General features: G+C 41.2%; 14 protein-coding genes and 1 riboswitch. Of the genes, 5 read left to right on the top strand and 9 right to left on the bottom strand.

Annotation, left to right across the window (positions count from 1 at the left end):
- The first annotated feature begins 197 nt into the window (after positions 1 to 197).
- Positions 198 to 1,745, top strand: coding sequence for a BCCT family transporter (locus ACTWPF_RS17540; RefSeq protein ID WP_106895577.1), 1,548 nt, complete (start codon positions 198 to 200; stop codon positions 1,743 to 1,745).
- A 56-nt stretch (positions 1,746 to 1,801) separates the two neighbouring features.
- On the opposite strand, the gene ACTWPF_RS17545 is transcribed toward ACTWPF_RS17540, so the two are convergent.
- A complete protein-coding gene (locus ACTWPF_RS17545) occupies positions 1,802 to 1,990 on the bottom strand; it encodes a hypothetical protein (protein ID WP_036577013.1) in 189 nt (62 codons plus the stop codon).
- 81 nt (positions 1,991 to 2,071) lie between these two features.
- A complete protein-coding gene (locus tag ACTWPF_RS17550; protein ID WP_443149968.1) occupies positions 2,072 to 2,569 on the bottom strand; it encodes a hypothetical protein in 498 nt (165 codons plus the stop codon).
- Positions 2,570 to 2,769: 200 nt separating this feature from the next.
- On the opposite strand from ACTWPF_RS17550, the gene ACTWPF_RS17555 reads away from it, so the two are divergent.
- Positions 2,770 to 3,507: a MerR family transcriptional regulator gene (locus ACTWPF_RS17555; protein WP_161464522.1), complete on the top strand. Its 738-nt coding sequence runs from the start codon at positions 2,770 to 2,772 to the stop codon at positions 3,505 to 3,507.
- Positions 3,508 to 3,589: 82 nt separating this feature from the next.
- Here the strand turns inward: ACTWPF_RS17555 and thiE are convergent, their stop codons facing one another.
- From thiE to ACTWPF_RS17585, 6 genes are all read right to left on the bottom strand, one after another.
- Positions 3,590 to 4,204: a thiamine phosphate synthase gene (gene thiE / locus ACTWPF_RS17560; RefSeq protein WP_106895578.1), complete on the bottom strand. Its 615-nt coding sequence runs from the start codon at positions 4,202 to 4,204 to the stop codon at positions 3,590 to 3,592.
- Positions 4,205 to 4,981 (bottom strand): hydroxyethylthiazole kinase, encoded by a 777-nt coding sequence (gene thiM, locus ACTWPF_RS17565; RefSeq protein WP_443149969.1) that lies wholly within the window; start codon positions 4,979 to 4,981, stop codon positions 4,205 to 4,207.
- 150 nt (positions 4,982 to 5,131) lie between these two features.
- Positions 5,132 to 5,932 carry a bifunctional hydroxymethylpyrimidine kinase/phosphomethylpyrimidine kinase gene (gene thiD / locus ACTWPF_RS17570; RefSeq protein WP_443149970.1) on the bottom strand — a complete coding sequence of 267 codons (801 nt, stop codon included), beginning with the start codon at positions 5,930 to 5,932 and terminating at the stop codon, positions 5,132 to 5,134.
- Complete coding sequence (gene tenA / locus ACTWPF_RS17575; protein ID WP_443149971.1) at positions 5,932 to 6,618, bottom strand: thiaminase II; 687 nt, start codon at positions 6,616 to 6,618, stop codon at positions 5,932 to 5,934. The genes thiD and tenA overlap by 1 nt, the downstream gene beginning before the upstream one ends.
- Before the next feature lie 87 nt (positions 6,619 to 6,705).
- Entirely contained in the window at positions 6,706 to 7,200 is a 495-nt protein-coding gene (gene thiW, locus ACTWPF_RS17580) for an energy coupling factor transporter S component ThiW (RefSeq protein ID WP_238019410.1), read from the bottom strand.
- A 96-nt stretch (positions 7,201 to 7,296) separates the two neighbouring features.
- Positions 7,297 to 7,410: riboswitch (TPP riboswitch) on the bottom strand.
- 75 nt (positions 7,411 to 7,485) lie between these two features.
- The gene (locus ACTWPF_RS17585) at positions 7,486 to 8,619 is read right to left on the bottom strand and encodes a zinc-dependent alcohol dehydrogenase (RefSeq protein WP_443149972.1); all 1,134 of its coding nucleotides are present in this window, start codon (positions 8,617 to 8,619) and stop codon (positions 7,486 to 7,488) included.
- A 76-nt stretch (positions 8,620 to 8,695) separates the two neighbouring features.
- On the opposite strand from ACTWPF_RS17585, the gene ACTWPF_RS17590 reads away from it, so the two are divergent.
- The 3 genes from ACTWPF_RS17590 to ACTWPF_RS17600 all read left to right on the top strand — a co-directional run bounded on the left by ACTWPF_RS17590 (position 8,696) and on the right by ACTWPF_RS17600 (position 11,425).
- Complete coding sequence (locus ACTWPF_RS17590; protein WP_443149973.1) at positions 8,696 to 9,760, top strand: LytTR family transcriptional regulator DNA-binding domain-containing protein; 1,065 nt, start codon at positions 8,696 to 8,698, stop codon at positions 9,758 to 9,760.
- A gap of 109 nt (positions 9,761 to 9,869) precedes the next feature.
- A complete protein-coding gene (locus ACTWPF_RS17595; RefSeq protein WP_106895584.1) occupies positions 9,870 to 10,718 on the top strand; it encodes an ABC transporter ATP-binding protein in 849 nt (282 codons plus the stop codon).
- Positions 10,715 to 11,425 (top strand): ABC transporter permease, encoded by a 711-nt coding sequence (locus tag ACTWPF_RS17600; RefSeq protein WP_161464022.1) that lies wholly within the window; start codon positions 10,715 to 10,717, stop codon positions 11,423 to 11,425. The genes ACTWPF_RS17595 and ACTWPF_RS17600 overlap by 4 nt, the downstream gene beginning before the upstream one ends.
- A gap of 152 nt (positions 11,426 to 11,577) precedes the next feature.
- Here the strand turns inward: ACTWPF_RS17600 and ACTWPF_RS17605 are convergent, their stop codons facing one another.
- A complete protein-coding gene (locus ACTWPF_RS17605) occupies positions 11,578 to 13,599 on the bottom strand; it encodes a prolyl oligopeptidase family serine peptidase (RefSeq protein ID WP_161464023.1) in 2,022 nt (673 codons plus the stop codon).
- Positions 13,600 to 13,751: the final 152 nt, after the last annotated feature.

Raw genomic sequence — 13,751 nt, forward strand, 5'->3', positions numbered from 1 at the left:
AATTATAGTAATTTTTTGACCAATTAGCTAATTTAGACTATAATATTGACCTGTGTTATAAAAAAGGGCAAGCTGGTGGAACTTCGTCAAGGGTTATTTACTATAATAACAATAATCAACTTCCATCCAACGGTCTTAAATGACAAAGCTAACAACCAATTTTAGACACTTGCTCCTAAAAAATTAGGAGGAAAAGCGTGAAACGTAAATCAAAAAAGTTAGACTGGCCAGTGTTCATAATTAGTGGTGGTTTTCTAACTGCATTTATCGTACTTTCATTAATTAACAGTGACATGGTTGGTAGTGCAATCAACAACTTATTTAGTTACTCTGCAACGTTCTTCGGAGCTTATTGGCAGTTGTTACTGTTAGGGAACTTCTTTATCGGGATTGGACTAGCCATATCAAAGTATGGAAAAGTAAAATTGGGCAAGCAAGATAAGCCAAAGTATAGTTATTTTCGTTGGGTTGCAATGATTTTAGTAACCTTATTGGCAAGCGGAGGAGTCTTCTGGGCTGCTTCTGAACCAATGTATCACTATATGACCACACCGCCTTTATTTGGTGGAGGAGAGTTTAATAATATTAATGCCGCGTTAGCACAATCTTTTTTGCATTGGGGATTTACTGCCTGGGCTATTCTAGGTACACTCGCAACGATTGTAATGATGTATGTTCATTATAATAGAGGATTTCCACTGCGCCCCAGAGGGTTGCTCTTCCCTATCTTCGGAGAGAAAATTTATCATAAAAGTATTCTTGGATCCTCTGCAGACATCTTTTCCATTATCGCAACGGTTGCAGGGACACTTGGACCTTTAGGATTTCTTGGGTTGCAAATCTCTTATGGATTACACCATTTATTTGATGTGCCCAATACATTGACCTTAAGTATTACCGTTGTCTTAGGATTGGCAGTAATTGCAGCTATTTCTGCGGCCACTGGTGTAGATAGAGGGATCTTAACACTTAGTCGTTATAATGTTGGCCTTACAATATTTTTAGCAATTGTTGTTTTAATTATTGGACCGACTATGTTTATTTTAGATGGTTTTGTCGGTGGAACAGGCCATCATATCCAGAATTTCTTTACCATGAGTATGTTTAGAGGCGATAGCGCTTGGTTGGGTGCCTGGACGATCTTTTTCTGGGGATGGTTTATCGGTTATGCGCCAATGTTAATTGTCTTTATTAGTCGTATTTCTCGTGGTAGAACGATTAGGGAACTTATTATTGCTGTATCCATTGTTGCACCATTAGTAAATAATTTCTGGTTTTCAGTAGTTGGTGGAACAGGGCTATTCTTTGAAACCGAAAATCCGGGATCTGTTTCTGGAGCTCTGAGTGAAGGTGGTATGCCTGCTGCTGTTATGGCAATATCTGATCAGCTTCCGCTGGGTACATGGATAGGACTAGGATTTCTTATTGTATCTGTTGTCTTTGTTGCAACAACAGTGGATACCATGTCTTATACTGTGGCTGCAACACTTACGGGAAATGACAGTCCTAGAAGATGGTTACGCGTATTTTGGGCGATCATTTTTGGTTTAACAACAGCTGTTATTCTTTCCATTGGTGAGGACAGTATTTCTTCTATCCAAAATTCAATTGTAATAACCGCAGTACCTGTATCATTACTCTTGCTTCCGCCGTTGTGGAATGCTCCGAAAATTGCTAGAAAAATGGCCATCGAACAAGGGTTGATCTGGCAAAGAGAAATGAGCAAGAAAATGAATAAGCATTAAGATTGATAAAGAGCAAAGACACCTCCAGTAGACTGGATGGTGTCTTTGTTTTTGTGCTATCTTTTGTTGAATAGGGATTTAAAGCCCAAGTAAAGTATGGCTACACCAAACACTATTATGGCAATGCCACCAACAAGGTCAAAGATGTTTGCGATTTCAGCAGTAACAATGGCGGAAGATGGCAAGTTAGCGAGTCCGAAGCCAGCGAGAACACAAGCTAAATAGAGTAAAGCTAATTGATACACGTTGGATTCCTCCCTTCATCTTATCCTATGAAAAAGTGAGGGAGGAGGGTGTGCATGAGCCCTGGATAAATAAAGTTCTACCTAATAACATTGAAAGGATTGCACATTGTCTAGGTCGGTGCCGAAAAAGACCCATCTATTTCCAGTCCATCTAAACCCAGAAATAGAATTTCTACCTACAAATGTAGGGAAAAACCAGAATGACTGCCAACGCGTCCAGATAAAAGTGAAGCGAAACAGGCAGCTTCGGATTGCGCCAGGATCAACTGCAAACAATTGCGCTTGTGGCTGAACTGGTTGAAAGGACGGTGGAGGGGTAGTTGGTGCGCCTCCAGACTGCCCTGGTCCTGGTCCGGGCTGTCCCGGGAAGCCTCCTCCTGAACCAGGGAATCCACCTTGGCCTGGAAATCCGCCTCCACTACCTGGGAAACCTTGACCCGGAAACCCAGGAAAACCTCCCTGCCCTGGCTGTCCCGGAAAACCTCCTCCGGGGCCGAATAATCCCCCGATAATCTGTCCTGGGAAATTTAATTGTCTTTCCTCATCGTCTTCGTATGGTGGTTGATTATAATAAGTCAATATATTACCTCCTCAAATGTACTCGATATAATATATGGTTAATCGTCTATTTTGGGATTGCTTTATGAAAATTGGGCGAATGCCCTGATCCTGTGTTTTGGTCTATTGTCGTTATCCGTATATTTTTAAATGGGCTTTTTTCTTCTTGACTCTAACGTTACGTTATACTTTATTGTAGTTATTGAAGGAGGGATTTATCGTTGAAAGTAAAGGAAGTGGCTAATTTAGTAGGAATCAGTGTGCGCACACTGCATCATTATGATGCGATTGGGCTACTAAAGCCTGAAGAAATAACAGATGCCGGCTACCGAATTTATTCCGAAAAAGATCTTGAAAAACTGCAGCAGATTTTATTTTTTAGAGAACTGGACTTTCCTTTGAAGAAGGTCAAGGAGATTATCACTGATCCAACCTTTGATCAAAAAGAGGCGCTAGCTTTACACCGAAAAATGCTACTGGAAAAAAGAAATAGGATTGACAAAATGATGAGAACAATCGACAAAACGATTCAGTATTCGAAAGGAGAGCGAACAATGAGCGCAAAAGAGAAGTTTGAAGGATTTGATTTTAGCAAGAACCCCTATGAGGAAGAAGCCCGTAAACGGTGGGGGGATAAAGCAGTAGATGAATCAAATGAAAAGCTAATCAACATGTCTGATGGTGAAAAAGAGGACTTCGAGAAGAAATTCAATGCCATATACAAAGAGTTGGCAGCGATTCGTCAACTAGAGCCAGGTTCGGACGTTGCACAAGATAAAATTGGAGAGTGGTTCAACTTCTTGAATGTAATGGGGACTTATTCTTTTGAAGCATTTAAAGGACTTGGCCAGATGTATGTAGACGATCAGCGGTTCACAAAAAACATTGATCAATTTGGGGATGGCCTTGCAGTATTTATGCGTGATGCAATGGCGATATATGCAGATAAAAGGAAGTGAAAACAGGAAGAAGGGGGCACAACGATGCTCCCTTCTTCCTAGTTGTCTGGGAAATCTAAACGGACGCTTGCGCTTTTGAGGTTTATAACTGATTTACGGCTTTTTGTATGTCTGATGCCTTGGTGATGGCAGATATGATAGCCACACCATCTGCTCCAGCTTCCATAACATCTCTAGCTGATGTGGTGGTAATGCCCCCAATCCCAACGAGCGGTAAATGTGATAGCTGTTTTCGAACTTGAGATATCCATTTCGTGCCAACAGGAGTTTTGGCATCCTTTTTTGTCCCAGTTGGAAAAATAGGACCTACTCCGAGGTAATCAATTACAGATAAAGGGCTCTGTTCAAGCTCTGTTAGCGTTGATATGGATAATCCGATCATTTTATCAGGAAATCGAGCCCGCACCTCTTCTGCGTTGACGTCGTCTTGGCCGACATGGATTCCATCTGCATCTAAGACCTCTGCAAGCTCTAAATCATCGTTAACAATAAAAGGGATGGAGTTCTGGTAACAAATCTTTCTTAGCTGCCTTCCTAGCATTACCTTTTTTAAACCCATTAGAGAGTCAGGGCCTTTTTCACGAAATTGAAAGGCCGTAATCCCTGCTTGAGCTGCTTCTGTTAAGATATCCACCGGGTTTCTATCGCAATCTTGGCTGCCCATTATGAAATATTTGCGAAGTAGGTGTGCCTCCATTTAAACCTTCCTTTCTTGCAATTGCGCTGGGTCAAGGGATAATGCATCAATAAACATAGGTGAGAAGCTACCAGGACCCGTCACATTATGCTGTTGTGCTGCAAACTCAGCGGCATGCCCATAAAAGGAAACGGCGGTTAGCAGACTATCTTTCGCAGCGTCCCCCGAAGATAAACAAGCCGTAATAATAGAACCAAGCAAGCAACCTGCTCCAGTTATTTTTCCTAGTAAAGGATGACCAGAATCATTTGTGTATAGATTGCCATCTGTATAGATGAAATCTGTTTTTCCAGTGATAATAGCTGAAGTTTGAAAGGTTTCTGCTACACTTTGGACAACTTCATTTGCATCACCATCTCCCACAGAATCCACTCCTCTCGCTTCCCAGGGGGTACTTACAAGATGAGCCAGTTCTCCTGCATTGCCTTTAATAGCAGTGAATTGGATTTCATCTGTAAGTTGCTTTACCGCATCCTTACGAAAATCAGTTGCAGCCACACCAACTGGGTCGAGTACAACAGGTATTCCTTTTCTATTTGCAGAAATTCCCGCTCTTATCATGGCGGGCAGTTCCTCAGGCGTCAATGTTCCAATATTGATTAATACCCCATCAGCTGCTGAGGCCATTTCGGCGGCTTCTTTCTCCGCTTTAGCCATCACGGGAGCTCCGCCGAATGCCAGCAGTCCATTTGCTGTGAAATTCATCACGACTTGGTTTGTTAAATGATGGATAAGTGGATTGTTTCTCCTTACGTCTTTGATTAGATCAGCATTCATTGCTTATCTTTCCTCCTTTATCCCGGTGCAACAGTCCGTAAGACTCCCACTTCAAACAGTGATATTTAAGAGGGAGTAAACGGACGCTAACACCCCGATTCGTTCAACTAACAATCAGTGGGGAAGATAAACCTCCCACTGATTGAAGGTTCACTTTATCCTTGTCGCCCAATGGTTCGTCGGACCATTTCCAGCCCCAATTGGAAAGGAATAGCGTATTGCTTCCGTAACAAATTTCTTCGCATGCAAAACAGCTTCATAAAGCGATAAACCTTTACTTAAGTTAGCGGTTATTGCTGCAGAATAGGTGCACCCTGTGCCATGTGTATTCTTTGTGTTAATGCGTTCCTCCGAAAACGTATATATGCGATGGCCATCATAAAGGAAATCTACTGCTCTTCCCTGAAGATGTCCGCCCTTAATAAGTGCTGCGCCAGCTCCCAGTTCATCAACTATATAAGCAGCAGCTTCCTTCATATCTTCTGTTGACTCTATTTGTCTTCCCGTAATAAATTCCGTTTCTGGAAGGTTGGGGGTAACAATGGTTGTCAGTGGAAGCAGCTCCTTTTTTAGAAAATGGCGTGCTTCTTCAACAATGAGAGGATCGCCACTTGTTGCTACCATTACAGGGTCCATGACATAAGCAACTTCCTTCTTGGTTTTAGTTATATACCTCGCAATAACTTCCATCATGGGCTCATTTGCAATCATTCCCGTTTTGAGGGCATGCACCGGCATATCGGAAAGCACAGATTCGAGTTGTTGCTCAATAAATTCAACTGGAAGGTGATGCACATCCTGCACACCTGTTGTGTTTTGGGCTACGACTGATGTCACAACAGACATCCCGTAGGTTTGTAATTCCTGAAAGGTTTTTAAATCAGCTTGAATGCCAGCACCCCCGCTTGGATCTGTTCCAGCGATCGTTAGCGCACAAGGTATTTGTTTCATTAGCGATTCCCCTTTTTAGCTGATGGCCATTCTTCGCACGTGTAAGCCATCTCCCAAAATTTCAACTCCAACTGGCAACTTATGCGGAAGGCTTCTTTCATTTTTTCCTGTTCTTCAAGTGAACTTTGGTTAGCAAATCGATCTAGACGAGTGCGTAATTCATTCGTTGTGTGCTCGATTTCTTCTCCAGTATAAAAGGTTATCCAATCGTAAAAGGGATGACTTTCATCAGGTTGATATTGTTCTACTAATTTCTTGCCAATTTCTAGATATGTCCATGGGCAGGGAAGTAAAGCCCCGATAATCTCACCAGACGAACCCATTTGAGCATGGTACATCATATGTTTAATATAATGGTCGGCAGTAGGCGGAAGTGAATGCCCTTGTAATGCTTCATATTCTACGCCAATATGCTCACAGAAATTTCGATGTGGATGAATTTCATCGTGAAGTACAAATTTAATCTGATCGAAGAAATAAGCGATATCTTCCCGATCTTGTGATTTTGAAAGGGCAATTCCATAAATTTGCATAAACGCATTCAAGTATTCATAATCCGCTTTAATATAATGGGCGAGCGCTTCCTTTGAGATGTCACCTTTTCCGACACCTTGTACAAATGGATGCGCGAAAATCATCTGAAATAGATCATTGTTTTCTTGTCTTAACTGTTCTGAAAAGTTCATAGTTAATGCCTCCTTTTAATGTAGATAACCATTTACTGGACGTTAAACCTTTTCTCTAATTCCATAGATTCGAAGGTGAATAAAAGACTAAGTGCCTTGTATTCTAGTAATTGAACGTTCGTTTAAACGGGAAACGATAAATAGACCAATGAAGGCGCCTGTAACACTGCTGACGAGAAAGGATGGCATGAAGAAAAGTGCTCCAACAGGATTTCCTAGCAGAATAGTTGAGATAGGTACAGCGCACAGAGAACCCAAAACTCCTGTTCCAATCATCTCTCCAAGGGTTGCCCAACGCTTTTTGCCAAGCTTTTGATACAGAATGCCTGCAAGAAGAGCACCTATCATTCCGCCTGGAAATGCTAGCAATGTTCCAAGGCCAAGTAAGTTCCGCACTAATCCGATCATAAAAGCAATCCCAACTGCTGGCACAGGGCCTAGTATAACTGCTGCAATGACGTTAACTGCATGCTGAACTGGGTAGGCTTTGGCAATGCCAGCAGGAAACCAAAGTAGTTGGGAGCCAAGAGTTCCAATGGCAACAAACACTGCCATGGTGGTAATCATTTGTGTCTTTTTCACGATAACCTCCTTTCTTTAGACTAACCTGATGGCAATAATAAAAAGCCAGGTCACAAGGGGACCTGGCTTCGGTAATTTGAAATAGGATAGACGTAACTTGTACGTCCACTACTTCCCTCCGCTGGTATTAACCAGATCAGGTTCATAAGAGTCGGTAGCTCATGTGCTAACCTCTCAGCCCGCCATAATCGGGCCCCCCTAGTAGTCTTCTTCGTATGAAATTATTGATCAGCAACAATGCCGATACTTATAGACTAACAAACTATTTAGCATTTGTCATGGGTATTATGGTTTGAAAATCACTTTAATACTTCCATCTTCTTTCTTGTCAAACATGTCATATGCTTTATCCGCCTCATCTAAGGACATTCTGTGTGTAATAAGGTCGGTAGGATCAACTTTTTTCTGCTCCACCATATCATAAAGCTTTGGCATCATATGGATGATCGGAGCCTGCCCCATCGTCAGGGCGACGTTTCGGGTAAAGAAATCACCTAATGGGAAACTATTGGCATCTGATCCATATACACCCGTCAATTGGACAGTACCAAACTTTCGTACAGCTTTTGATGCTGTTATGATCGGACTGATTGTTCCAAATTGGTTATCCATTTCCGAACCAAATTCTGTTTTTGGTGGCACGGTTCCGTCCATCCCGACGCAATCAATCACTACATCTGCTCCACCTTTTGTTTCTTCATGAAGCAGTTCACCAACTTTTTCATGCTCCTTAAAGTTAAATGTTTCTACATTATTGGTTTGAGCAGCATGGTCAAGTCGGTAATCCATCTGGTCAACGGATATTACGCGTTTTGCTCCCTTTAACCATGCAAACTTTTGAGCCATCAACCCAACTGGGCCTGAACCTAGAATGATAACAGTATCGCCTTCTTGTACCCCGCCATTTTCCACACTCCAATATGCGGTTGGAATGACGTCGGATAATAATAACACCTGTTCATCACTCAATTCGCTCGACTCTGGCACTTTAAAAGAGGTAAAGTCAGCGTATGGCACACGGAGGTATTCTGCCTGTCCTCCTGGATAGCCACCATTTTGTTCGGTGAAACCAAATAGCCCACCAACTTCACCATGTGGGTTGGATTCATCACATTGGCTTTCCATTTGGTTTTTACAGAAGAAACATTCACCACACCCTATATTAAAAGGAATGACCACTCGATCCCCTTTTTTCAAGCTTTTCACTTCTGAACCAACTTCTTCTACAATCCCCATTGGCTCATGCCCAACCACATAGTCGGTTTCCGGCTCTATTCCTCCATGATACAGATGAAGGTCTGATCCACATATGCCGCTTGCTGTGATGCGTACAATCACATCGCTATTTTCTTGAATCGTTGGATCATCCACTTGTTTTCCTACCATTGCTTCTTTGCCTTGAAATGTTACAGCTTTCATTCCGCCACATCCTTTAGTATAAGTTATAGAGAATATTTCCGTAATTTAGTACTATTAAACAAGAGGTTAATAATTTTTGGATCAGGAAGTGATGGAGATGACAGAAGGGTTGATATTCAGCGATTTAGAAAAACAGACAAAGGACAATATACTTTTTCCAAATTTTGACCTTACCTTAGCTCAGGGAGAGATTGTTGCCATATACTCGACGTTAAATGTACGGAAAATGCTTCTTGATCTTCTAAGAGGTAAGGCTGTACCTTCTAAAGGAAAAATTTCTGTTCACGGAAAAACATTGGAAGAAGACAAGAAGGCATATATGTCTGCTATAAATATTTGTTTTTATGAAGAAGGGTTATATGAAAGATTAAAAGTAGAGGATTATTTTTCCCTCTTTATCAAGCTTTACACCTCTGGTTATCGTATGGAAGAACTTCTATTGGATACCCAACTTCAGGATAAAAGAAGGGCCAGGATCCGAAGTTTAACAGATTCAGAAAAAAGAAGAGTACATTTTGGCACAATGATCATACGAAATCCAGATGTGTTTATTTTTGAAGAGCCAGATTTGAATGTAGACATGGAAACGAGAAGGGGTTTTGTAAACCTAGTAAAGAAGCTGCAGAAAAAACGAAAAGCCAGTTTAATTCTGACAGGTAATCTGGAAAGTGCGTTGACCGTAGCTGACCAGGTGTTTCGATTGGACGATAATGGTCTCCATGTTGTGCAAGTTGCGGAAGAAGAAAGCAAAAAAGAAGAAGTACTTACAGAAGAAAAAGATGGCGACGATATTAAGCCATTTCAATTTAATAAAATTCCGACCAAAGTAAATGAAAAAATTGTGTTATTCGATCCACAAGAGATTGACTATGTAGAAAGCAATGATGGGCAATCCAATATTTATATTAAAGGTGAATCATTTCCTAGCCTGTTCACATTAAATGAGCTAGAAAGCCGGCTACAACATGTTGGTTTTTTCCGTTGCCACCGTTCTTACATTGTCAATCTACAAAAGGTACGTGAAGTGATCACATGGACGAGAAATAGCTACAGTCTCATTTTAGATGATAAAGCAAAATCCTCCATTCCGCTTTCTAAAACAAAAATGGCCCAATTAAAGGAGATGTTGGGACTGAAATAAGCTCCATTCACCCCCTTATTTGCTCTTTTCACGGTGAAAGTGCTGATTTCATGCGGTTTTCCTTCTATAGTTGACTTATAGAAAACATCACCATCTGGGAGGAAAACAAATGGAAAACATTATCGAAGTGACATCTCTTGCGAAGATATTTGGCAATCAAACAGCTTTAGAGGATGTCCATTTTTCAGTCAAAAAAGGAGAAACATTTGGTTTTCTTGGACCAAGCGGTTCAGGAAAAACCACCACAATAAAAATTTTAACAGGGCAACTTTCGCACACCTCAGGGGAGGCATCTGTTTTTGGGAAGCCAGCAGCCACCTTAAATAAGCCCCAAGATCGTAAAAGGTTTGGTGTCATTACAGATAACAGTGGACTGTACCAACGACTCTCCATTGAAGATAATTTAAAGCTTTACTGTCAGCTATATGATGTTCCGTCCACTCGCATCTCAGAAGTGCTTGAGATGGTCAGTCTGTCAGAAGAAAGAAAAAAGAATGTTGCTAAACTATCAAAAGGAATGATTCAGCGTGTGACATTAGCTAGAGCTTTGCTTCATGAGCCTGAGCTGTTATTTCTGGATGAACCAACCTCTGCGTTGGATCCGGCTAACTCTAAGCATATTCATCAAGGACTTCGCGAATTAAACCGAAAAGGGACGACCATTTTTCTGACAACCCATGACATGAGTGAGGCAGAGAGCCTTTGTGATCGCGTTGCCTTTCTTAACAAAGGTAGGATACAGCTTCTAGATGAACCAAAAGCACTGCGCAGACAATTCGCGGAAAACACCGTTTTACTAGAATTACAAGATGGAAGTAACATCACGCTTCCCGGCGGACAAGAGGGAGCAAAAGAAATTTATGAACGGTTGGCATCCGGAAAGGTCGTTTCCATTCATTCAAATGAACCAACATTAGGAGATATTTTTGTGGAAGTTACAGGGAGGGAATTAGTATGACGTTTTCAATAAAGCGAATGTATGCCATTTTTCAAAAGGATGTAAGGGACTTAACCAAAAATATGTTTATTACAACCACGATGCTTATGCCGCTATTGCTGGCACTTTTCTACGGTAGAATGGACGAAGTAACGATTGATATGCACTATTTAATTATTAACTTGAGTTTTGCGGCAGTAGGGGTTTTTGTTCAGAGTGCCATCATTGCAGAGGAAAAGGAAAAAAACACGTTGCGTGGATTAATGCTCTCACCAGCTACATTACCAGAGATTCTGGGCGGGAAAAGTCTGGTTACATTTGTTATAACAGTGTTAACAGTTATAGTTTGTGCCTATTTAACAGGGTATGAACCAGCCAATTACTTGATAGTCGGGGGAGCAATTCTAATCTCTTGCTTCTTCTATATAGCGTTAGGAACCTTAATGGGGCTCCTGACAAAATCTGTTGTGGAAGCATCTGTCGTGACATTACCTGTTATGTTTATATTTTCTTTTGGCTCTTTATTTCTTACGCTAATTGAGGAGTATCCAATTCTTACCTTTATTGAATATTTGCCAAACGTTCAACTGGTCGAACTAGCAACAGAAGTAGAAGCAGGAGCTATGTTTGCCGACTTATGGAGCAATTTTGCCATCATTCTAGCCTGGATTGTAGTAGCAAGTCTCTTAACAGTTGTCGTTTATAAGAAAAAGGAAATGGATGCTTAATGAATGTAATGCTTTAACATGCGAAGCAGTGCGGGGTGTAACCTAGTCTTTACTCTCGTGCTTGATATCACGAATTCTTATAAAAACACCGAAAAATCATCAGATTTATTTCGAAATCGTGATGATTTTTCGGTGTTTTGGTGTACATGGCTCTATTTTAGTTCTTTATCTAAAAATGCGTAGAAGTCGACCCATTCTTCAATAATTTTGGATGTTGGTTTTCCAAGTCCGTGTCCTGCTTTGGATTCTAAGCGGAGGACAATAGTAGAATCCACATGCGCTTTTTCCTTTAATGTTGCAGCAAATTTTTTCGCATGGGCTGGCACAACCCTGTCATCACTTTCCGCTGTTGCGATTAACACTGGTGGATATGTTACTCCCGCTTCTACATTATGGAGTGGGGAATAAGCATAGAGAAATGGGAAGTGTTCAGCGTTGTCAGCACTACCATACTCTGGAATCCAGTAGCGACCTATGGTGAACTTATGGTAACGTAGCATGTCAATTACAGGAACACGACAAATGACTGCACCAAACAAATCTGGGCGTTGTACCATACACGCAGCAACAAGCAGGCCACCATTTGATCCCCCCATAATCGATAACTTTTCTTTACGGGTATAATTATTGGTAATTAGCCATTCTCCTGCCGCGATGAAGTCATCGAAGACATTTTGTTTGTTCTCTAGCATTCCAGCTTTATGCCATGCTTCCCCGTACTCTGTCCCGCCACGAAGGTTGGCAACAGCATAAACGCCACCTTTTTCTAGCCAGCGGAGAACAGCTGGGTTAAATGATGGAGTCATACTAACATTAAAGCCGCCATACCCATAAAGCAAAACGGGATTTTGACCATTGAGCTCAAGATCTTTACGATAGGTGAGAAACATAGGCACTTTCGTTCCGTCTTTAGATGGGTAAAAGACTTGAACTGTTTTAAATGGGTCTGTATCTACAGTCATTTCGGACTCTGCTATCACTTCTAATTCATTACTGCCCACATTGTATGAATAAATTGTCGTTGGGTTTAAGAAGGAAGTAAGACCAAAGTATATAATGCCTTCCTCTTTGTTTCGCGTAATATCAGTGAGTGAACCTAGTATCGGTAACTCAATTTCATGCTTGTACACCCCATCTCTACTGAAAAGATGAAGTTGATGATGAGCATCCTTCTGGACTGCGACTACTAGGGTTTCGTTTAACGCTACTACATATTCTAGAACGCCTTGCTGCTCGGGAATGACTTCTTTCCAGTTCTCTTTTTGAGGGGCATTTATATCAATGGCCACGACCCTTCCCATTGGTGCCAATTGGTTCGTTTGAAAATAGAATAGGCTTCCTTCGTTTGTGATATAGCTGTACTCGGCATCTTGCTGATCTAACAATTTAATAAAAGCATCCTCAGAATTAATTGGTTTAATATAGATTCTATTCTCTGTGGCAGTACCTTCGTTTACGTATAAACCAATATATTTCTTATCATCGCTAATAAATGCAGAAAACATTAGTTCCTTATCTTCTGGCTGTTCATGTACAAGGATGTCGTCTTGTTGTTTAGTCCCTAGCTTATGGAAATATACAGTGTTGAAATTACTCTCATCCTCTGGTTCTACTGACCCCGGCTCTGGGAATCGACTGTAGTAAAATCCACTATCATCAGGAGACCAGACAATGCTTGAGAACTTCACATGCTGAATGTGGTCTTGCAGATTTTCATTGTTTGCTACATCAATAGCACGTATTTCTTGCCAGTCACTTCCATGAGTTGAAGTAGCATAGCTTATATATTGCCCTGAGTAACTGATGGCATAATTGGTCATTGCCACTGTACCATCCTCGCTCAAGCCATTCGGATCAATAACGATGGATTCCTGTCCATTTTTCTCTTTATATAAAACAGCTTGATTTTGTAACCCTTCATTACGTTGATAAAAGAGGGTTCCTTTTACTTTTTTTGGCACAGAATGCTTTGTGTAGTGAAACAACGCCTCTAGTTTTTCTTTGTCAGTATGCTGACTAGTTGCTGTGGAAAAGTAATCCGCACACTCTTTTCCAAGTTGGTTGCTCCATTCAATCGAGTCAGTTGAATCAGGATTCTCTAGCCAACGGTATGGATCACTTACCTTTGTTCCATGAAAATCTTCCACGATACTATCTTTTTTTAGCTGCTTCATCTGTAGATCCCCCTCTTGTTCTTATCTAGCTACATTCGACAAAAAAGACGGGAATCCTCCCTACCGTAATTTATCTCCGTTCACCTTTTGAAACATTACTTGTTATTTTCTACACGTGCCAAAGCATAGAAAAAAGGCCAGCAGAATTTCGG

This window comes from Oceanobacillus sp. M65, assembly GCF_052246275.1.
GTDB classification, from domain to species: domain Bacteria; phylum Bacillota; class Bacilli; order Bacillales; family Amphibacillaceae; genus Oceanobacillus_B; species Oceanobacillus_B jordanicus.